Genomic DNA, 19,365 nt, shown 5'->3' on the forward strand with positions numbered 1-19,365 from the left:
TACCGGTGCGGTTACGGCTTGGGCGTGGCGTGCGGGGCGCAGGTCACGTCCTTGCCGTCCAGCGCACCGTCGAGGAAGTAGGCGTCGACGCGCTGGTTGATGCAGGGGTTGACCAGGCCGGTCACACCGTGGGAGCCCGCGTCCTTCTCGGTGATCAGGCGAGAGCCCTTGAAGCGCTTGTGCAGCTCGACGGCGCCGTCGTACGGGGTGGCGGCGTCACGGGTGGACTGCACGATCAGGACCTGGGGCAGGCCCTTGTGGGTCCCGACCTCGACCGGGGTGTGCTGCTTGGCCGACCAGGTGGCGCACGGCAGGTTCATCCAGGCGTTGGCCCAGGTCAGGAACGGGTAGTCCTTGTTCAGCCGGGTGTTGTCCCGGTCCCACTTCCGCCAGCTGGTGGGCCACTTGGCGTCGGCGCACTCGACGGCCGTGTAGACGGCGTTGCTGTTCTCCGAGGCGATGTTGCCCGCGGTGTCCGACAGGTCCGGGGCGGCCGCGTCGACCAGCGCCTGGGTGTCACCGGCGACGTACTTGCTGAAGACGGTGGCGACCGGCACCCACGAGGAGTCGTAGTACGGCGCGCTCTGGAAGAAGGAGATCAGCTCCGCCGGGCCGATGACCCCGCCGATCGGGTGCTTCTTCGCGGTGGCCCGCAGGTCCAGCCACTTGGCCTGGACGGCGGCGCGGGTGGTGCCGAGGTGGAAGGCGGCGTCGTTGGCGGCGACCCAGTCCTGCCAGTCCTTCCAGCGGCCCTCGAAGGCGACGTCCTGGTCCAGGTTGGCCTGGTACCAGATCTTCTCCTTCGCGGGGTTGACCACGCTGTCGACGACCATGCGGCGCAGGTGGCCCGGGAAGAGGGTGCCGTAGACGGCGCCGAGGTAGGTGCCGTAGGAGACGCCCAGGTAGTTGAGCTTCTTCTCGCCCAGCGCGGCCCGGATGACGTCCAGGTCGCGGGCGGTGTTCGGGGTGGTCATGTGCGGCAGCATCCGGCCGCTGCGCTCGGCGCAGCCGTCCGCGTACGCGCGGGCCAGCTTGCGCTGCGCGGTCTTGTCGGCCCGGCTGTCCGGCACCGGGTCCATCTTGGGCGCCTTGACGAACTCCTGCGGGTCGATGCAGGAGATGGGCGCCGAGTGGCCGACACCGCGCGGGTCGAAGCCGACGAAGTCGTAGGCCTTGGCGACGTTCGCCCAGACGGCGTTCTTGGTGGTGACCCGGCGCGGGAAGCGCAGGCCGGAGCCGCCGGGGCCGCCCGGGTTGTAGACGAGCGCGCCCTGGCGCTCCTTCTTGGTGCCGGTGTTGCCGATGCGGTCCACGGCGAGCTTGATCTGCTTGCCGTAGGGGTGGGCGTAGTCGAGCGGCACGCTGACCCAGCCGCACTGGATGGGCTTCTCCAGCCCCCAGTCGGCCGGGCAGTCCTGCCACTTGACGCCGTCCTTGGCGGCGCGGGCGGCGGCTATCTCCGCGCCCTTGGCCTCCCGGTCCGGCGCGGTGCGCCCGACGGCACCGGCCGTGGGCGCCGACACGACGCCGGCGATCAGGGTGGCGGTGACGAGTGCTCCGGCGGAACCGAGTGCCAGCAGACGGCTCTTCGGACTGTTCTCCCTCAAGTGGGGCCCCTCCCCGTACCTCGCTGTGAGTGCTCAGGCGGGGATCCTCTCGGCTGCGAGCGCGCTGGGAACAGGGTTTTCCGGTCTTCTTTACCAATCCGATAACCGGATGATCATGTTCGAGCCGCGAACCGCCCGTCCGCCTCAGTCGAGCCCGGTGAGTGCCTCGTCCAGGAGCCGTCGCAGGCGCAGGGCGTCGGACGCCACGGCGCTGACGAGCACGGCCGGACCGGCCAGCGGTATGAGGGCCGCGCTCTCCCCCAGCATCCGGGCCGGTACCGGTCGCTCCGCGAACCCGGGACGGACGACGACCAGTTGCCCGACGGCCCGGTGGCCCGCCAGCACCGCCGGCCCGTCCCAGCCGCCCGGTGCGCCGGGGCCGCAGGACAGCTCCTGGTCCAGTACGGTCCGGCCCCCGACGCGCACGGTGAGGCGGCTGGTGAGCCGGCCGGGGGGCTCGCCGGCCCGTCCCAGCACCTGCTCCTCGCGCAGGACGAGGCGGGCGCCGGCGGCGAGTTCGGCCCGGGTGGTGACGTACAGGTCGCTGCCGTCGGCGGAGATCAACTGCTCGGGCAGCCAGTGCAGTTCGCCACCCGCGGCCACGTCGATCCGGACGTCGTAGCGGGCCTCGCCCTCGGCCTGGCCCGGCAGGGCGAGGGTGGCGGCGGCCGAGCCGACGTGCAGCCGGGCGCCCTCCTCCACCCGTGCCGACAGCGTGAAGCGGTCGCCGCCGAGGGGCCCGCTCATGGCACCGACGACCATGACCTTCGCGCCGGTTCCGGTGGACCGGGTGCGGCGCAGGGCCAGCGGGCCCTCGCCGTCCAGGACCGGCAGGACCGTTCCGCCGCGGCCGTCGGGGCGTGCGACGATCCGGGCGCTCGCCCGGACCCCGGTGACGGTCACGCCGTCCACGCGGCGAGCCGTCCGCGGACCCAGGCGGCCACGTCGGCGACGCCGGTCCCGCCGCGCAGCGACTGCAGGACGACGGGGAGTTCGGCCCGCTGGGCCTTGGCGTCGGCGGCCATCCGGGCGAGGTCGGAGCCGACGTACGGGGCGAGGTCGGTCTTGTTGACGACGAGCAGGTCGGCTGTGGTGACGCCGGGTCCGCCCTTGCGCGGGATGTCGTCGCCGCCGGCCACGTCGATGACGAAGATCTGGGCGTCCACGAGCCCCTTGGAGAAGGTGGCGGTGAGGTTGTCGCCGCCGGACTCGACGAGGATCAGGTCCAGCGGGCCGACCGCGTCCTCCAGGTCCTCGACGGCTTCGAGGTTGGCGGAGATGTCGTCGCGGATCGCGGTGTGCGGGCAGGCCCCCGTCTCGACGGCGGTGATCCGCTCGGGCGGCAGCACGGCCTCCCGGAGGAGGAACTCGGCGTCCTCGCGGGTGTAGATGTCGTTGGTGACGACGGCGAGGGACAGCTCGTCGCGCAGCGCCCGGCAGAGCGCGGCGACGGTGGCGGTCTTGCCCGATCCGACGGGGCCGCCGAGCCCGATGCGCAGGGCGCGGCGTGTGCCGTCGGGGCGGTGCGCGTCCGCGCTGACGGCGGCGGGGCCGGGGTGGGGGTGGTCGAGGTGCATGAGTGCGGCTCCTGGGGTCGGTGGGTCTTCAGCCGGGCGGGTGGGGGGTGCGGGCTCAGGACGCGAACAGCCGCACGGGCCAGGCGGCGTGCGCCTCGGCCATGACCTCCAGCACGGGGGCCGACGCGGCCGGCAGCGCGTCGACCCCTTCCCCGGCCGTCCTGCGCGCCGCCGCCACGGCGGCGTCCGCCACCCGGTCCAGCTCGGGCGTCAGCCGGGCGAGCACCGCGGTCGCGTCGAACGGGTCCAGGCTCAGCAACCGCACGGTGGCCGTCGCCGGCCCGCTCACGCTCTCGTACGCCGCGCAGTGGGCCGCGTCCTCCGGCGTGAGTCCGGCCGCCCGGGCGGCGAGGCCCAGGACCACCGGCTGGTGGGCTCCCTTGGGGAACTGCCGGGCGACCGCGTCGAGTTCGGCGGACGGCCAGGTCGCCCGCGCCGCCCGCAGCAGCTGTCGGCCGAGCCGCCGCGCGGCGGCCCTCAGGGCCGGGGACGGCGTGCGGGCGTCGGCCGCCGCGTCCAGTTCGCCCGGGTCGGCGCCGAGCACGGCGGCGGCCGCGAGCGCGCCCGCGACCAGCCCGGCGGTGTGCAGCCGGCCCCGGCAGAAGTCCTCCAGGCTCGCGGCGTCGGTGATGCGGCCGGCCTTGACGGCGGCCTCGGCCCCGCCGGAGTGCGCGTGTCCTCCGGCGGGGAAGCGGCCGTCGGCCAGGACCAGCAGTGCTGCCCGTGACATCACGCCGCCCTCAGAAGAGGAAGTAACGCTGGGCCATGGGCAGTTCGGCGGCCGGCGCGGCCTCGACCAGTTCGCCGTCGATGTGCACGGCGAAGCTGTCGGGGTCGATCCGGACGTCGGGCCGGGCGTCGTTCTCCCGCATGTCGGCCTTGGTGACCGCGCGCGTGGACTCGATCGCCGCGAACCGCTTGCCGAGCCCCAGCCGCTCCGGCAGCCCGTCCTCTATCGCCGCCTCCGAGACGAAGTTGACGGAGTTGGAGGCGGGAGCGCGGCCGATCGCGCCGTACATCGGGCGGGGCAGGATCGGCTGCGGGGTGGGGATGGAGGCGTTGGCGTCGCCCATCTGGGCGTACGCGATCTGTCCGCCCTTGATGACGAGGAGCGGCTTGACGCCGAAGAAGGCCGGCTCCCACAGCACCAGGTCGGCGAGCTTGCCGGGCTCCACGGAGCCGGTCTCGGCGGCGAGGCCCTGGGCGAGCGCCGGGTTGATCGTGTACTTGGCGACATAGCGCCGTACCCGGCGGTTGTCGGCGCGGCCGTCGCCGGGCAGGGCGCCCCGCCGGCGCTTCATCACGTGCGCCGTCTGCCAGGTGCGCAGGACGACCTCGCCGACGCGGCCCATGGCCTGGGAGTCGGAGGAGATGATCGAGATGGCGCCGAGGTCGTGGAGGATGTCCTCCGCCCCGATGGTGGAGGGGCGGATCCGGGACTCGGCGAAGGCGAGGTCCTCCGGCACGGCCGGGTTGAGGTGGTGGCACACCATCAGCATGTCGAGGTGTTCCTCGGTCGTGTTGACGGTGAAGGGCCGGGTCGGATTGGTGGAGCTGGGCAGCACGTTCGGCTGCGAGACGACCGTCATGATGTCCGGTGCGTGGCCGCCGCCGGCGCCCTCGGTGTGGTACGAGTGGATGCCCCGGCCCGCGATCGCGGCGAGGGTGTCGCCGACGAAACCCGCCTCGTTCAGCGTGTCGGTGTGGATGGCCACCTGGATGCCGGTGCGGTCGGCGACGGTGAGCGCGGCGTCGATGACGGCCGGCGTGGAGCCCCAGTCCTCGTGCAGCTTCAGGCCGACGGCGCCGCCGCGGATCTGGGAGAGCATCGCCTCGTGGCTGACGGTGTTGCCCTTGCCGAGGAAGCCGACGTTGACCGGGTAGGCCTCCATCGCCTCCAGCATCCGGGCCAGGTGCCAGGGGCCGGGGGTGACGGTGGTGGCCTTGGAGCCCTCGGCGGGGCCGGTGCCGCCGCCGACCAGGGTGGTGACGCCGGAGGCCAGTGCCTCGTCGGCGACCTGCGGGCAGATGAAGTGGACGTGCGCGTCGATGGCGCCGGCGGTGAGGAGGCGCCCGTTGCCCGCGATGATCTCGGTCTCGGGGCCGATGACGAGGTCGGGGTGGACGCCGTCCATGGTGTCCGGGTTTCCGGCCTTGCCGAGGGCGGTGATCCGGCCGTCGCGGATGCCGACGTCGGCCTTGACGATCCCCCAGTGGTCGATGACGACGGCACCGGTGATCACGGTGTCGGGGGTGCCCTCGGCGCGGGTGGCGCGGGACTGGCCCATGGACTCGCGGATGACCTTGCCGCCGCCGAAGACCGCCTCGTCGCCGGAGCTTCCGGGGCCGCCGCAGCGGTCCTCCTCGATCTCGATCAGCAGATCGGTGTCGGCGAGCCGGATGCGGTCGCCGGTGGTGGGGCCGAACAGGTCGGCGTAGGCGTCGCGGGAGATCTCAGGCATCGAGGGCACCTCCGGTCTCCCCGCGCAGCCCGGGCACGACGCGGGCGCCGGTGAGCGGCACCAGTTCGATCTCCACGGGGATGCCGGGCTCGAAGCGGACGGCGGTGCCCGCGGCGACGTTGAGCCGCTTGCCGCGGGCGGCGGCGCGGTCGAACTCCAGGCCGGGGTTGGCCTCGGCGAAGTGGTAGTGCGAGCCGACCTGGACCGGCCGGTCGGCGGCGTTGAGGACGGTGAGCCGGGTGACCTCACGGCCCGCGTTGCAGACGACGGGGTCGTCCGCGAACAGGATCTCTCCGGGAATCATCGCGGCCTCCCTCAGATGATCGGCTCGTGGACGGTGACGAGCTTGGTGCCGTCCGGGAAGGTGGCCTCGACCTGGACGTCGTGGATCATCTCGGCGACGCCGTCCATGACGTCGTCCCTCGTCAGGATCTTGCGGCCGGAGGACATCAGTTCGGCGACGGTACGGCCGTCCCGCGCGCCCTCCAGGATGTGCGACGTGATGAGGGCGACCGCCTCCGGGTGGTTGAGCCGCAGCCCGCGGGCCCTGCGCTTCTCGGCCACGTCGGCCGCCACGTGGATCAGCAGCCTCTCTTGCTCGTGCGGGGTCAGTTGCACGTCCCACCTCACAGTCCTTGCTCCGGACCGTGCGGGGTCCGGTTGCCGCAGCCACCACGGCGGGGATAGGTGTAACACACAGACAAATCCCCGGAGATGCTGCATTCCGGGCAGAAAAACCCCTGGTGGCGTGGATCGGCAGGCTAGAGCGCCGGAGTTTCAACGACGTTAACCAGACTTTGATCGGCCCATGACCGGCCGATGGTCTCCCGCAGACGGTGGGGACGGCTCAGGACGCGCCCGGCCGGCGGTGCTCCGCCGCGATCCCGAAGCGCTGCTGCTCATGGGACACGGAACCGGCCTCGCGGACCGTGGAGACCGACCTGACGATCTGCTCCTCGGCCGGCGCCTCCAGCGCGTCGAGGCGCTCCAGGTCGGCGGCCGAGACGAGGGCGACCAGCGGCTTGCCGTGCCGGGTCACCACGACGCGCTCACCGCCGTACACCACGCGGTTGATCAGGTCGGCGAGCTCAGCCCTGGCTTGCGTCACCGGAATCTCGTAGGCCATACCCCCATCATAACGTCACGTACGTCCTGTACATTTTTTACAGAAGTCGAGCCCAAGGGGGCCTCGTCATGAGGAGGCGTATGTCCATGCACCGAGCGGCAGCCCGGCACGTCCTGCCCGAGTTCACCGAGCGCACGGGAGGCGCCGTCCGCACCCTCGATCCGTACGCGAAGCTCTTCGAGGACCGGATCGTCTTCCTCGGCACGCCGGTCGACGCCGCGGCGGCGACCGACGTGACGGCGCAGCTGATGTACCTCGAGCACGCGGCACCCGACCGGGACATCACGCTGTACGTGAACTCGCCGGGCGGCTCGTTCGACGCCATGACGGCGATCTACGACACGATGCGGTACGTCACCTGTGACGTCGTCACCTACTGCCTGGGCCAGGCCGCCGCCTCGGCCGCGGTGCTGCTCGCGGCCGGCACCCCGGGCAAGCGGTTCACCCTTCCGGGTGCACGCATGGTGATCGAGCAGCCCGCGCTGCCCGAACCGGTGCGCGGCCAGCCCAGCGACCTGCTCCTCCAGGCCGAGGAGTTGACCCGGACCCGGGAGACGCTCCGCGAGATGCTCGTCCGGCACACAGGGCGCACGGCCGAGCAGGTCGACGCGGACCTGGAGCGTGACCTGATCCTGGACGCCGCCGGAGCCGTCGCCTACGGTCTGGTGGACGGCATCGTGCCCAGCCGCCGGGACACGCCCGGCGCACCGGGCGCGAGGTGAGCCGGCCGTGCTGCCGGACCTTCCGCCGCTGCCCGCCCTGACCCGCGCCGAGGGCGAGTTGGTCGACCGTTACCTGGAGGCGGTCGACCTGCTCGGCCGCATCAACCCGGCCCGCCCCGGGGGCACCTACCACGGACTGCGCGCGGCGCAGGCCCTGGTGCGCAAGGCGGCAGAGCTGCGCGACGCGCTCGCACTGATGCACCAGCGGGGCGAGACGGAGCTGCACGGGGACACGCTGGCACGGGCCCTGCGGGTGCTGGACGGTGAGCGCCGGGTCGCTCGCGTCGCGCTCCCGCCGGACGGCGCCGGCTGAGACGGACATCCGACCGGCCCGGGACACCCGGGCGTCGACGGGCGTCGTTCGGAGGGGAGTTGAAACGGCCCGAACGACGTACCGCCGACCGGTGTACATCCGGATCGTTTTCCGGGCCTCCCGAGTTGCGCGGCACGCGGGTTCGCGGGTCGCGTGGCGACGCTTCGCCCCAGGTCGGGGGCTACGTCCGGGAACTGACGGAGGCTCGAACAGAGCAGTGTCCACCCGAACGGGTGAGTGGTGAGTAACGCCACAAATCCCCGATTCCATTGGGATTTTCGGACAGGAGTGAGCCAAGATCCCTGTCTGACGACAAGCCCCCGCCACCGCGGCGGGGCGATCCGGGCGGACGCCGAGTCCTGCCGCCGCCCGGATGACCGGTCGACGGAGTGGATCGGCAGGAGTGGAGGACCCAAGCAAGACGGGTCGCCGGAACGGATGTTCGTCCGACACGGACGGGCGTGAGGTTCCGAGCAGCCCTTGGGGTGAAGCCGCGGCAACGCGGCCGGGCAACTTCGCCAGCCCGAATCCGACAGGTCATCCTTCACAGGCGGCTGACGAAGGGTTGCGCATGACTGCGCTCAATCGTGTCCCGTCGCTGATGGCCCGGGCCGGCACGGCCTCGGCTCTCACTCTCGCCGCCGTCGGCGGCTCGATCGTGGTGCCCGGTCTCGCAGGTGAGGCCTCGGCGGCGACCACGGCGACCAAAGCGCTGCGGATCGCGGCCTCCAAGAAGGGTGCCCCGTACGCCTGGGGAGCCACGGGGCCGCGCAGATTCGACTGCTCGGGGCTGACGCTCTACTCCTACAAGAAGGCCGGCAAGAAGCTGCCGCGCACCGCGGCGCAGCAGTACAACAAGACCCACCACATCTCCGCCCGCAGCCGCAAGGCGGGGGACCTGGTCTTCTTCCACTCGGGTTCGAACGTCTACCACGTCGGCATCTACGCCGGTCACGGGAAGATCTGGCACGCCCCGAAGACCGGCGACGTGGTGAAGCTCCAGAAGATCTGGACGAGGAGCGTCTGGTACGGCCGGGTCAGCTGACCCGTCCTCAGGCAAGGAGCGGCTCCAGCAGCAGGGCCGCTCCCAGGGCCGTCAGCGCCACCCCGGTGCCCGCCTCCAGCCCACGGGCGGCCCGGGGCCGGCGCAGCCGGCTGCCGAGGCGCTCCACCAGCAGGGCGACCAGCTGGAACCACAGCAGCGCCAGCACGCACACGATCAGCGCGAGCAGCAGGGTCCGCGGCAGGGCCTGGCTGCCCGCCGGCACGAACTGCGGCAGCAGGCTCAGGAAGGTCAGCGAGGCCTTCGGGTTGAGCACGTTGGTGACGAAGCCCTGCCGGAGCGGGTGGGCGGCTCCGGCCGCGGTCTCTCCGGGCGTCCCGGCGGGCCGCCGCAGCCCCCACAGGGTGCGTACGCCGAGCTGGAGCACGTAGGCGCCGCCCAGCAGCTGCAGGGCGCGGAACAGCGCGGGCACGGCGACCAGGACGGCCGCGACGCCGGCCACCGCCAGGGTCGTGTGCACCAGGAGCCCGCCGGCGATGCCGAGACCGCAGACCGCGCCGGCCCGGCGCGAGACGAGCGCGTGGCGTACGACCACGGCGAAGTCGGCGCCCGGCATGGCGACCAGGGCCGCGGCGATCCCGGTGAAGGCGATGAGCTGTGCGTCCATGCCGGCCAGCCTGCCGGGGAACAGCCTTCAGCAGGTATGTGGAATCAGCAGGGTGAGCCTTAAGCATTGCTTTAGCCTGAGCGCATGTACGACCCGACTCGGCTCGCCGCGCTGGTGGCCGTCGCGGAGGCCGGCTCGATCACCCGGGCCGCGGACCGGCTCGGCTACACGCCGCCCGCCCTCTCCCAGCAGCTGGCCAAGCTGGAGCGGGAGGCGGGGGCGGCGCTGCTGGTGCGCCACCACCGCGGGGCCCGGCTGACCGAGGCCGGGGAGGTCCTGGTGGCCCATGCCCGCCGGGTGCTGGACGAACTGGAGCGGGCCCGGCACGAACTGGCGCGGCTGACCGGTCTCACCGGCGGCGCGCTGCGGCTCGGCACGTTCCCGACGGCCGGGGTGCATCTCCTGCCGCCCGCGCTGAGCGCGTTCCGCCGGGCGCATCCCGACGTACGGCTCTCGGTGGCGGACTACGACCCGCCGTCCGGGGTCACCGCGGTGGCGGCCGGCGAGGTGGACCTGGCGCTCACCCACACCTACCATCCGGCGGAGCCCGTCCCGGTACCGGCGGCGGTGCGGCTGGAGCCGGTCCTGGTGGAGGAACTGGTGCTGGTGACGGCCCCGGGGCACGCCCTCGCCAGTGCCTCGGCCCGGCTGCCGCTGACGGAGCTGTCCGGACAGCCGCTGATCAGCATGGCGCCGCACCATGCGGCCCGGCGGGAGATCGAGGCCCTGCTCGCCGAGGCGGGTGCCACACCGGCGCTGCTGGTGCCGACCCCCGGTTATGCCGTGGTGTGCGCGCTGGTCAGTGCCGGGCTGGGGGTGGCCGTCGTACCGGAGATGGTGGCGCGGACCGCGACGACGCCGGTCGGGGTGCGGCCGCTGGAGGGCGGGCGGCTGCGGCGCACGATCTCGGTGGCGTACCGGGCGGACGAGACGAATCCGGCGGCGGACGCCTTCCGGGCGCTGCTGCGGGGGGCGTTCGGGCGGGCGGGGAGGAGCACGGGCGGCTGAGCCTGCCGTGTGCGCGGGCCACCGGTTCCCGGCGTGGGCCGACGCCTCGGGGACACTGCCGTGCGCGAGGTGTCCGGTGGGGCCCCGAAGCACCGGCGTGGCCCCGTGCGGGAGGGTTACGGCTCCGGCTGGCCCGCCGGGACCGGGGCGGCCGGGACGGTCCAGGGCAGTTCGATGGAGACCGTCTTGCCGCCCTCACGGGTGGGGCGGATGCGGAGTCTGCCGCCGCACTCCGCGGTGAGCCAGCGGATGATGACCATGCCGCGACCGTTGTCCTGCTGGACGGCGGCGGGCAGTCTCTTCGGGAAGCGGGGGTGGCTGTCCGTGACACCGATGCGCAGGTGTTCGTCATGGTGCAGCGCGATCTCGACCGTGAAGGTGGGTGACTGGCCGAAGGTGTGCTGTACGGCGTTCGTGGCGAGTTCGGAGACGATGAGCCGGACGGTGTCGGCCGTCTCGGTGTCCGAGGGCAGACCCCACTCCGCGAGGGTGCCGACGACGTAGGAGCGGGCGGCGGAGACCGAGGCGGGATCGCTCGGCAGAGTGACGGATGCTTCCAGGTGGTCTGCCATGGCGACGTCGTCCCTTTCCCACGGGACCGCGGTCCGACAGGCGGCGGGGGGTTCGAGTACGGTCCCGGACTGGTGCTTGTCCGCCAGACTGCCACCAACGGGCCGGTCACGGGGGGCGATCCACCAAGATATGCATATATCTGTCGCTCGAAGCGGTGAACTCTGCGACGGGAGACCGTATCGGGGCGGCCCGTCAGGAGTAAGGAGAAGCCCATGCAGAACGGTCCGGCGGTGCGGCGCCGCAAACTGGGCGCCGAGCTGCGCATGCTGCGTACCGGCGCCGGGCTCACGAGTGGTGAGGCCGCACGGCTGGTCGGCTGGCACCAGTCGAAGGTCAGCCGCATCGAGACGGGCTCCAGCGGCGTGAAACCGGCGGATCTGGAATTACTGCTGGACGCCTACGGGGTCCGGGACGGGCATCTGCGCGAGTTGCTGCTGATGCTGGCCGGGTCGGAGGACGCGGGCGGCCGGCACCGCTGGTGGCACGCCTACCGCGGGGTGCTGCCGCCCACGTACCGCGACTTCATCAGCCTGGAGTCGCAGGCCAGCGCGATGCGCACCCTGGAGACCACGGTCGTGCCGGGTCTGCTCCAGACGGCCGAGTACGCCCGCGCGGTGACCCGGGCGGCGGTGAAGGACCTGGACGAGGACCGCCTGGACACGCTGGTGGAGGTGCGGCTCGCCCGGCAGGACGTGCTCCGCTCGGACCCGCCGCTGGTGCTGAGCGCCGTACTGGACGAGGCGGTGCTGCGGCGCGAGGTCGGTGGTCCGGAGGTGATGGCGCGGCAACTGGAGCGGCTGATGGAGGCCGCGCGGCTGCCCCAGGTACGGCTCCAGGTGCTGCCGTTCGCCGCGGGGGCACATGTCGGCCTCACCGGGCCTTTCGTTATTTTCTCATTTCCGAGCACTTCTGATCTGGACGTAGTTGTTCTCGACCAGTTGACGAGTAGCCTCTACCTGGAACGGAAAGAAGACCTCATGGCCTACTCGGAGGCCTTCGACATCCTTCGGTTCCACGCCCTTTCCCCCGAGGACTCGTTGGACTACATCGCCGGAATAGGTGACGGCGCGTAAGGAGGCACCATGACCGCTCTGCCTCGGAACGTCCCTGCCAGTACCGACCTGCTCCATGTGCGCTGGCTGCGCAGCAGCCACAGCACGGGAGCCAACAACTGCGTGGAGACGGCACGGCCGCGCTCCGGCCCCGCGGCCGGACTGCTCGCCGTGCGCGACTCGAAGAGGCCGGCCGGTCCCGCCCTGCTCTTCTCCCCCGAGAGCTGGACGGGATTCCTGACCGCACTCTGATCGGTTTCGATCAGCCCCTGACCGCTTTTGCGCGACGCACGGCCGTGCCACGCCGACTCACGGTCGCGTTTCGCCGATGACCCGTACAGCGCGTTCGATCTCCGCCCCGGACAGGTCCGCTCGGGCTGTCAGCCTCAGCCGGGAGACGCCGTCGGGCACGGAGGGAGGGCGGAAGCAGCCCACGGCCAGGCCTGCCGTACGGCAGTCGGCCGCCCAGCGCACCGCCTGCTCCGGGGACGGAGCCCGCACGGAGACCACCGCGGCGTCCGGACGCACCGCCTCCAGACCCGCGGCGGTCAGCCGTGCGTGCAGTTCCGCGGCCACCTCCCGGGCCCGCGCCGCCCGTTCGGGCTCACGCTCCAGCAGCCGCAGCGCCGCCAGCGCGGCACCGGCCGCCGCCGGCGCCAGACCCGTGTCGAAGATGAACGTCCGGGCCGCGTTGACGAGGTGGTCGATCACCCGCGCCGGGCCGAGCACCACCCCGCCCTGGCTGCCCAGCGACTTGGACAGGGTGGCCGTGACGACCACGTCCCCGGCGCCCGCGAGACCGGCCGCGTACGGCGCGCCCCGGCCGCCGTCGCCCAGCACGCCGAGCCCGTGGGCGTCGTCCACGACCAGTCCCGCGCCGTGTTCCCGGCAGGCCTCGGCCAGCCCGGCCAGCGGGGCGCGGTCGCCGTCCACGGAGAACACCGTGTCGGAGACGACGATCGCCGGACCCTGATGCGTGGCCAGGGCCTTGCGCACGGCCTCCGGATCGGCGTGCCCGACGACCTGCCGCTCCCCCCGGGCGAGCCGGCAGCCGTCGATGAGGGAGGCGTGGTTGCCCGCGTCGGAGACGATCAGCGAGCCGTGCGGGCCGAGCGCGGTGACCGCGGCCAGGTTGGCGGCGTACCCGGAGGAGAACACCAGGGCCGCCTCGAACCCGCAGAACGCCGCCAGCGCCCGCTCCAGCTCGGTGTGCAGGGCGGTGGTGCCGGTGACCAGCCGGGAGCCGGTGGAGCCGCCGCCCCAGGTCCGGGCAGCCTCGGCCGCTCCTTCGGTGACCTCCGGATGGCGGGCCAGACCCAGGTAGTCGTTGCTCGCCAGGTCCAGCAGCGGCGAGTCGGCGGGGCGCGGGCGCAGGGTGCGGACGAGTCCCGCGCGGCGGCGCGCCTCGGCCTGCTCGTCGATCCAGCCGAACACCATGGTTCCTCCGGTGCTTTTGTAGGTAGCGGACAGACCCTAGCGGTACGGCCGACTGCCCATGGTGTGGCAATACCCACACGGTGAAGCGACTCTGTTGTGCGAAGTCTCCTTGGCCCGGGGCGCTCCCGTAGGACAGGATCGGACCTCATGGACCTGCTGAACACGCTGGTGGACAAGGGGCTTCGGCGCGAGCTGCCGACCCGCGAGGAAGCGCTCGCCGTGCTGGCCACCTCCGATGACGACCTGCTCGACGTGGTGGCCGCGGCCGGCAAGGTGCGCCGGCACTGGTTCGGGCGCCGGGTGAAACTCAACTATCTGGTCAACCTCAAGTCCGGCCTGTGCCCGGAGGACTGCTCGTACTGCTCCCAGCGGCTCGGCTCCAAGGCCGACATCCTGAAGTACACCTGGCTCAAGCCGGACGAGGCCTCCCAGGCCGCCGCGGCGGGCCTCGCGGGCGGTGCCAAGCGGGTCTGCCTGGTGGCCAGCGGGCGCGGTCCGACGGACCGGGACGTGGACCGGGTCTCCGAGACCATCAAGGCGATCAAGGAGCAGAACGAGGAGGTCGAGGTGTGCGCCTGCCTCGGTCTGCTCTCCGACGGCCAGGCGGAGCGGCTGCGCGAGGCCGGCGCGGACGCGTACAACCACAACCTCAACACGTCCGAGGGGACGTACGGGGACATCACGACCACCCACACGTACGCCGACCGGGTGGACACGGTGCAGAAGGCGCACGCGGCCGGTCTGTCCGCCTGTTCGGGTCTGATCGCGGGCATGGGCGAGACCGACGAGGACCTGGTCGACGTGGTGTTCTCGCTGCGTGAGCTGGACCCGGACTCGGTGCCGGTGAACTTCCTGATCCCGTTCGAGGGCACCCCGCTGGCCAAGGAGTGGAACCTCACCCCGCAGCGCTGCCTGCGGATCCTGGCGATGGTCCGGTTCGTCTGCCCGGACGTCGAGGTCCGCATCGCGGGCGGCCGCGAGGTCCACCTGCGCACGATGCAGCCGCTGGCGCTGCACCTGGCCAACTCCATCTTCCTGGGCGACTACCTGACCAGCGAGGGCCAGGCCGGCAAGGCGGACCTGGAGATGATCGCGGACGCCGGCTTCGAGGTCGAGGGCGCCGGCGAGGTGACGCTGCCGGAGCACCGGGCGGCCGGCGGCGGGTGCGGCGCGCACGCCGGGACGGGCTGCGGCACGGACGCGGGCGCGGACGCCGGGTGCGGGGCGCACGCCGGGACCGGGTGCGGGACCCACGAGGGCGGCGGTGTCTGCGGCACGGCGGGCGCGCCCGGCACGGCCCACGAGCCGCGCCCCGACCTCGTCGCGGTCCGCCGCCGGGGCGCCGGAACGGACCTCGCGCCCAATGCCTGACCTCGGCGTGCCGGACCTGCTGGAGCTGGACCGGCGGCATGTGTGGCATCCGTACGGCCCGATGCCCGGGCGCGTGGAACCGCTCGTCGTGGAGGCGGCGAGCGGGGTCCGGCTGCGGCTGGCCGACGGCTCCGGCGAGCTGGTCGACGGCATGTCGTCGTGGTGGTCGGCCATCCACGGCTACAACCACCCGGTCCTGAACGAGGCCGTGCGCGACCAGCTGGGCCGGATGAGCCATGTCATGTTCGGCGGACTCACGCACGAGCCCGCCGTCCGGCTCGCCAAGCACCTCGTCGACCTGTCGCCCGACGGCCTGGAGCACGTCTTCCTGGCCGACTCGGGCTCGGTGTCGGTCGAGGTCGCGGTGAAGATGTGCCTGCAGTACTGGCGCTCGCTCGGCCGGCCGGGCAAGCGGCGGCTGCTGACCTGGCGGGGCGGCTACCACGGCGACACCTGGCAGCCGATGTCGGTGTGCGACCCCGAGGGCGGGATGCACGAGCTGTGGACCGGCGTGCTGCCGCGCCAGGTGTTCGCGGACGCGCCGCCCGCCGGGTACGAGGAGCCGTACGCGGACCACCTGCGCGAGCTGATCGCACGGCACGCGGACGAGCTGGCCGCGGTGATCGTGGAACCGGTGGTGCAGGGCGCCGGCGGGATGCGCTTCCACTCCCCCGCCTATCTGCGGGTGCTGCGCGAGGCGTGCGACGCGCACGACGTACTGCTGGTGTTCGACGAGATCGCCACCGGCTTCGGCCGCACCGGCGCGCTGTTCGCGGCGGACCACGCGGCCGTCACCCCGGACGTCATGTGCGTCGGCAAGGCGCTGACCGGCGGCTATCTGACGATGGCGGCCACCTTGTGCACCGCGCGGGTCGCCGACGGCATCTCGCGGGGCGAGGTGCCGGTGCTCGCGCACGGCCCCACGTTCATGGGCAACCCGCTGGCGGCCGCCGTCGCCTGCGCCTCCATCGAGCTGCTGCTCGGGCAGGACTGGCTCGCGGAGGTCAAGCGGATCGAGGCGGGGCTGCGGGAGGGCCTGGAGCCGGCGCGCGGGCTGTCCGGGGTGCGGGACGTCCGCGTCCTGGGAGCCATCGGGGTCGTCCAGCTCGACCACGCGGTCGACATGGAGGCCGCGACCGGCGCCGCCGTGCGGGAGGGCGTGTGGCTGCGCCCGTTCCGCGACCTGATCTACACGATGCCGCCGTACGTCACCTCGGACGAGGACGTGGCACGGATCGCGCGCGCGGTGTGCGCCGCGGCGCGGGAGGGATGAGATGCCGGTACTGGTGATCACGGGGACGGGCACGGAGGTCGGCAAGACCGTCACCACCGCCGCCGTCGCCGCCGCGGCGCTCGCGGCCGGGCGCTCGGTGGCCGTGCTGAAGGCCGCCCAGACGGGCGTACGACCGGACGAGCGGGGGGACGCCGACGAGGTCGCGCGGCTCGCCGGTCCGGTCACGACCGCCGAACTCGCCCGCTTCCCCGAGCCGTTGGCGCCGGGCACGGCGGCCCGGCGGGCCGGGATGGCGCCGGTGCACCCGGGAGAGGTGGCCGAGCGGGCCGCCAAGCTGGCCGCCGAGCACGACCTGGTGCTGGTCGAGGGGGCGGGCGGACTGCTCGTCCGGTTCGACGCGGCCGGCGGCACGCTGGCCGACGCGGCCGCGCTGCTGGGCGCGCCGGTGCTGCTCGTCGCGCAGGCCGGGCTCGGCACGCTCAACACCACGGAGCTGACGGCCCGCGAACTGCGGCGCCGTGAGGTGGAGCTGGCGGGTGTGGTGATCGGCAACTGGCCCGACGCCCCCGATCTGGCCAGCCGCTGCAACGTGGCCGACCTGCCGGAGGTCGCCGACGCCCCGCTGCTCGGCGCGCTGCCCGCGGGCGCCGGGGCGCTGCCGCCCGCCCGGTTCCGTGACGCGGCACCGGGCTGGCTCGCTCCGCGGCTGGACGGCACCTGGGACGCGGAGGCCTTCCGGATCCGGGCGGCGCCGTAGCCCCCACCGCCACGCGCCGGTCCCGTGTCCGGCACGGCCTCCCCGCACCGTCCGCCGCGCACCGGGCTGGCTCGCTCCGCGGCCGGACGGCACCTGGGACGCGGAGGCCTTCCGGATCCGGGCGGCGCCGTAGCCCCCGCCGCCACGCGCCGGTCCGTGTCCGGCACGGCCTCCCCGCACCGTCCGCCGGTCGCGTGTTCTTGGGGCGGCCCCGCGTCCGCCGGCGGCCGGCACGGGTGCGCGGGGCCGTCCCGGGGGACACTCTTGCCAGGGACGTGCTGTGCAGGGAGGTTGCCATGCGGCTGCTGTCCACCCGCTCCGGCCGGACGGCGCGGAGTCCGGTGAGCCATCCGCTGTTCGCCCGCTGCTACGCCCGGGTCAGCGTCGGCGCCGAGTCCCGGCTGGGGATGGCCGGGGTGCGGCGGCGCCTGCTCGCCGGGCTGTCCGGGCGGGTGATCGAGATCGGCGCGGGCAACGGGCTGAACTTCGGGTACTACCCCGGGGCGGTCGCGGAGGTCGTCGCGATCGAACCGGAGCCGCTGCTCAGGAGCTTGGCGCTGCGGGCCGCGCTGCGCGCCCAGGTGCCGGTCGACGTGGTGCCGGGCGCGGCGGAGGCGCTGCCGGTCAAGAGCGAGGCGTTCGACGCGGTCGTGCTGTCGCTGGTGCTGTGCAGTGTGCGGGATGTCGAGCGGGCGCTCGGCGAGGTACGACGGGTGCTCCGGCCCGGCGGCGAGGTCCGGTTCTTCGAGCACGGGCGGGGTGGCGGCCGGGCGATGACGCTGACCCAGCAGGCCCTGGACCGCACCCTGTGGCCGGCGTTGGCCGGCGGCTGCCATCTGTCCCGGGACCCGGTCGCCGCGCTGCGCGCCGCCGGGTTCCGCCTCGGCCCGCACCGGCGGGTGCTGCTGCCCGAGAACGGTCCGGCGCTGCCGGCCTCCTACTGCTCGCTCGGTGTGGCCTGGCGGGAGGACGAAGGGGACGTCCGCTGATCAGACGCTCCGGCCGCGCCGTCCTCGACCAGCCGGGTGAGGTCCCGGGACTGCTCGGGGACGGGGGCCGCCTTCTCGCCGCCGGCGACCAGCAGCTGGACCAGGAAGGCGTCGCGGGCGTGCGGGCTGTCGTGGACGGGTACGCCGGATGTCTCCCGAATCAGCGACAACCGGTCACCGGTGTCGGCCGAGCGAGTGTCGGCCGAGCGGGTGTCGGCCGAGCGGGTGTCGGCCGAGCGGGTGTCGGCGGAACGGGTATCGGCGGAACAGGTGTCGGAGAACTCCTCGGCGAACACGGCTCCGTACTGCCTCATGAAGTCGGCGGCGGCCTCCACGAAGGTGCGGCCCGCCTCGCCGGTGTCCTGCCCGACCGGCTCCTCGATGGAGCGGTCGACGCTATGCCGCGGGCCACGGCGCGCTCGCGGGCCGCGCGGGCGGCGCCCTCGTCCGCGCGCACGTTCGGCCGGGTCTTCGCCGTGGCCCGACGCCGGCGCCGAAACGCCTGCGGCAGCAAGGCCGCACGGAGGCGCTGCGCCCGGCGCGCACGTCGCCTACGCTCGCCCGCACGGGCGGTGCCCTACGCTCGCCCGGGACGGGCAGTACCGGCGACCGGGAGGCGGTCTTGTCGACACCTGCTGTGCACCACGCACCCGACCGCACACCGGACGGCGGGACCGCGGCCCGTGCCCGCGGACTGACCAAGGCGTACGGCTCCGGTGAGACGGCCGTGCTCGCCCTGGACGCGGTGGACGTGGACATCGCGCGGGGCCGGTTCACCGCCGTGATGGGCCCCTCGGGGTCCGGGAAGTCCACGCTGATGCACTGCCTCGCGGGTCTCGACACCGTCACGGCGGGTCAGGTCTGGCTCGGCGGCACCGAGATCACGGGGCTGCGGGAGCGGGAGCTGACCCGGCTGCGGCGGGACCGGGTCGGATTCGTGTTCCAGTCGTTCAACCTCGTCCCGACGCTGACCGCGGCCGAGAACATCACGCTGCCGATGGACATCGCGGGCCGCAAGCCCGACCCGAGCCGGCTGGACCACGTGATCGACCGGCTGGGGCTGAGGGAGCGTCTGACGCACCGGCCGGCCCAGCTGTCCGGCGGCCAGCAGCAGCGGGTGGCGTGCGCGCGGGCGCTGCTCTCGCGGCCCGAGCTGGTCTTCGCCGACGAGCCGACCGGCAATCTGGACTCGCGGGCCGGCCTGGAGGTACTGGGCTTCCTGCGCGGTGCCGTGGACGACCTGGGGCAGACCGTCGTCATGGTGACGCACGACCCCGGGGCCGCCGCCCACGCCGACCTGGTGCTCTTCCTCGCCGACGGGCGGATCGTGGACGAGATGCCCCGGCCCACGGCGGAGGCCGTGCTGGAGCGGATGCGTGTCTTCCCCGGCGGGAACCCGCGGACCTGCGAGTCCGACGCGCTCCCGGGCCGGTCCGGCGACGTCCGCGCCGCCCAGGAGGGCTGACC

The 19,365-nt window shown here is 73.4% G+C and carries 22 protein-coding genes, 1 pseudogene and 1 riboswitch; of the genes and pseudogenes, 11 read left to right on the forward strand and 12 right to left on the reverse strand.

Annotation, left to right across the window (positions count from 1 at the left end):
• Positions 1 to 11: 11 nt before the first annotated feature.
• The 8 genes from ACZ4VF_RS15810 to ACZ4VF_RS15845 all read right to left on the reverse strand — a co-directional run bounded on the left by ACZ4VF_RS15810 (position 12) and on the right by ACZ4VF_RS15845 (position 6,772).
• Entirely contained in the window at positions 12 to 1,607 is a 1,596-nt protein-coding gene (locus ACZ4VF_RS15810) for an alpha/beta hydrolase (protein ID WP_467926377.1), read from the reverse strand.
• Positions 1,608 to 1,751: 144 nt separating this feature from the next.
• Positions 1,752 to 2,510 carry an urease accessory protein UreD gene (locus ACZ4VF_RS15815; protein WP_467926587.1) on the reverse strand — a complete coding sequence of 253 codons (759 nt, stop codon included), beginning with the start codon at positions 2,508 to 2,510 and terminating at the stop codon, positions 1,752 to 1,754.
• The gene (gene ureG / locus ACZ4VF_RS15820) at positions 2,507 to 3,184 is read right to left on the reverse strand and encodes an urease accessory protein UreG (protein WP_467926378.1); all 678 of its coding nucleotides are present in this window, start codon (positions 3,182 to 3,184) and stop codon (positions 2,507 to 2,509) included. The genes ACZ4VF_RS15815 and ureG overlap by 4 nt, the downstream gene beginning before the upstream one ends.
• Positions 3,185 to 3,239: 55 nt before the next feature.
• Positions 3,240 to 3,914 carry an urease accessory protein UreF gene (locus ACZ4VF_RS15825; RefSeq protein ID WP_467926380.1) on the reverse strand — a complete coding sequence of 225 codons (675 nt, stop codon included), beginning with the start codon at positions 3,912 to 3,914 and terminating at the stop codon, positions 3,240 to 3,242.
• A gap of 10 nt (positions 3,915 to 3,924) precedes the next feature.
• Positions 3,925 to 5,646, reverse strand: coding sequence for an urease subunit alpha (locus ACZ4VF_RS15830; protein ID WP_467926381.1), 1,722 nt, complete (start codon positions 5,644 to 5,646; stop codon positions 3,925 to 3,927).
• Entirely contained in the window at positions 5,639 to 5,950 is a 312-nt protein-coding gene (locus ACZ4VF_RS15835; protein ID WP_388327956.1) for an urease subunit beta, read from the reverse strand. The genes ACZ4VF_RS15830 and ACZ4VF_RS15835 overlap by 8 nt, the downstream gene beginning before the upstream one ends.
• 11 nt (positions 5,951 to 5,961) lie before the next feature.
• Positions 5,962 to 6,264: an urease subunit gamma gene (locus tag ACZ4VF_RS15840; protein ID WP_059248006.1), complete on the reverse strand. Its 303-nt coding sequence runs from the start codon at positions 6,262 to 6,264 to the stop codon at positions 5,962 to 5,964.
• A 229-nt stretch (positions 6,265 to 6,493) separates the two neighbouring features.
• The gene (locus tag ACZ4VF_RS15845; RefSeq protein WP_467926383.1) at positions 6,494 to 6,772 is read right to left on the reverse strand and encodes a type II toxin-antitoxin system Phd/YefM family antitoxin; all 279 of its coding nucleotides are present in this window, start codon (positions 6,770 to 6,772) and stop codon (positions 6,494 to 6,496) included.
• An 86-nt stretch (positions 6,773 to 6,858) separates the two neighbouring features.
• On the opposite strand from ACZ4VF_RS15845, the gene ACZ4VF_RS15850 reads away from it, so the two are divergent.
• From ACZ4VF_RS15850 to ACZ4VF_RS15860, 3 genes are all read left to right on the forward strand, one after another.
• Complete coding sequence (locus ACZ4VF_RS15850) at positions 6,859 to 7,494, forward strand: ATP-dependent Clp protease proteolytic subunit (protein ID WP_467926384.1); 636 nt, start codon at positions 6,859 to 6,861, stop codon at positions 7,492 to 7,494.
• 7 nt (positions 7,495 to 7,501) lie between these two features.
• A complete protein-coding gene (locus ACZ4VF_RS15855) occupies positions 7,502 to 7,807 on the forward strand; it encodes a hypothetical protein (protein ID WP_467926385.1) in 306 nt (101 codons plus the stop codon).
• A gap of 417 nt (positions 7,808 to 8,224) precedes the next feature.
• A riboswitch (cyclic di-AMP (ydaO/yuaA leader) is annotated at positions 8,225 to 8,375 on the forward strand.
• 3 nt (positions 8,376 to 8,378) lie between these two features.
• Positions 8,379 to 8,852 carry a C40 family peptidase gene (locus ACZ4VF_RS15860; RefSeq protein ID WP_467926386.1) on the forward strand — a complete coding sequence of 158 codons (474 nt, stop codon included), beginning with the start codon at positions 8,379 to 8,381 and terminating at the stop codon, positions 8,850 to 8,852.
• Positions 8,853 to 8,859: 7 nt separating this feature from the next.
• On the opposite strand, the gene ACZ4VF_RS15865 is transcribed toward ACZ4VF_RS15860, so the two are convergent.
• Positions 8,860 to 9,477, reverse strand: coding sequence for a LysE family translocator (locus ACZ4VF_RS15865; protein ID WP_467926388.1), 618 nt, complete (start codon positions 9,475 to 9,477; stop codon positions 8,860 to 8,862).
• Positions 9,478 to 9,561: 84 nt separating this feature from the next.
• Between ACZ4VF_RS15865 and ACZ4VF_RS15870 the strand changes: the two genes are divergently transcribed.
• On the forward strand, positions 9,562 to 10,485 hold the full coding sequence (locus ACZ4VF_RS15870; RefSeq protein ID WP_467926389.1) for a LysR family transcriptional regulator: 924 nt from the start codon (positions 9,562 to 9,564) through the stop codon (positions 10,483 to 10,485).
• A gap of 116 nt (positions 10,486 to 10,601) precedes the next feature.
• Here the strand turns inward: ACZ4VF_RS15870 and ACZ4VF_RS15875 are convergent, their stop codons facing one another.
• Complete coding sequence (locus tag ACZ4VF_RS15875) at positions 10,602 to 11,057, reverse strand: ATP-binding protein (protein ID WP_467926390.1); 456 nt, start codon at positions 11,055 to 11,057, stop codon at positions 10,602 to 10,604.
• A 213-nt stretch (positions 11,058 to 11,270) separates the two neighbouring features.
• Here ACZ4VF_RS15875 and ACZ4VF_RS15880 point away from each other — a divergent pair, with 213 nt between their 5' ends.
• Both ACZ4VF_RS15880 and ACZ4VF_RS15885 read left to right on the forward strand, forming a co-directional pair.
• A complete protein-coding gene (locus ACZ4VF_RS15880) occupies positions 11,271 to 12,131 on the forward strand; it encodes a helix-turn-helix domain-containing protein (RefSeq protein ID WP_467926391.1) in 861 nt (286 codons plus the stop codon).
• Positions 12,132 to 12,140: 9 nt separating this feature from the next.
• Positions 12,141 to 12,362, forward strand: coding sequence for a DUF397 domain-containing protein (locus tag ACZ4VF_RS15885; RefSeq protein ID WP_467926393.1), 222 nt, complete (start codon positions 12,141 to 12,143; stop codon positions 12,360 to 12,362).
• Between the two features lie 57 nt (positions 12,363 to 12,419).
• Here ACZ4VF_RS15885 and ACZ4VF_RS15890 read toward each other — a convergent pair whose 3' ends face one another.
• Complete coding sequence (locus ACZ4VF_RS15890; protein WP_467926394.1) at positions 12,420 to 13,547, reverse strand: 8-amino-7-oxononanoate synthase; 1,128 nt, start codon at positions 13,545 to 13,547, stop codon at positions 12,420 to 12,422.
• A gap of 147 nt (positions 13,548 to 13,694) precedes the next feature.
• On the opposite strand from ACZ4VF_RS15890, the gene bioB reads away from it, so the two are divergent.
• The 4 genes from bioB to ACZ4VF_RS15910 all read left to right on the forward strand — a co-directional run bounded on the left by bioB (position 13,695) and on the right by ACZ4VF_RS15910 (position 17,898).
• On the forward strand, positions 13,695 to 14,918 hold the full coding sequence (gene bioB / locus ACZ4VF_RS15895; protein WP_467926396.1) for a biotin synthase BioB: 1,224 nt from the start codon (positions 13,695 to 13,697) through the stop codon (positions 14,916 to 14,918).
• Positions 14,911 to 16,191 (forward strand): adenosylmethionine--8-amino-7-oxononanoate transaminase, encoded by a 1,281-nt coding sequence (locus tag ACZ4VF_RS15900; RefSeq protein WP_467926397.1) that lies wholly within the window; start codon positions 14,911 to 14,913, stop codon positions 16,189 to 16,191. The genes bioB and ACZ4VF_RS15900 overlap by 8 nt, the downstream gene beginning before the upstream one ends.
• 1 nt (position 16,192) lies before the next feature.
• Positions 16,193 to 16,909, forward strand: coding sequence for a dethiobiotin synthase (gene bioD / locus ACZ4VF_RS15905; RefSeq protein ID WP_467926398.1), 717 nt, complete (start codon positions 16,193 to 16,195; stop codon positions 16,907 to 16,909).
• Positions 16,910 to 17,205: 296 nt separating this feature from the next.
• Positions 17,206 to 17,898: a class I SAM-dependent methyltransferase gene (locus ACZ4VF_RS15910; protein ID WP_467926400.1), complete on the forward strand. Its 693-nt coding sequence runs from the start codon at positions 17,206 to 17,208 to the stop codon at positions 17,896 to 17,898.
• Positions 17,899 to 18,176: 278 nt separating this feature from the next.
• Here the strand turns inward: ACZ4VF_RS15910 and ACZ4VF_RS15915 are convergent.
• A pseudogene (locus ACZ4VF_RS15915) lies at positions 18,177 to 18,409 on the reverse strand (hypothetical protein); the annotation flags it as partial.
• A 111-nt stretch (positions 18,410 to 18,520) separates the two neighbouring features.
• Here ACZ4VF_RS15915 and ACZ4VF_RS15920 point away from each other — a divergent pair.
• Complete coding sequence (locus ACZ4VF_RS15920; RefSeq protein ID WP_467926401.1) at positions 18,521 to 19,363, forward strand: ABC transporter ATP-binding protein; 843 nt, start codon at positions 18,521 to 18,523, stop codon at positions 19,361 to 19,363.
• Positions 19,364 to 19,365 lie beyond the last annotated feature (2 nt).

Source organism: Streptomyces sp. NPDC029151 (assembly GCF_055564315.1).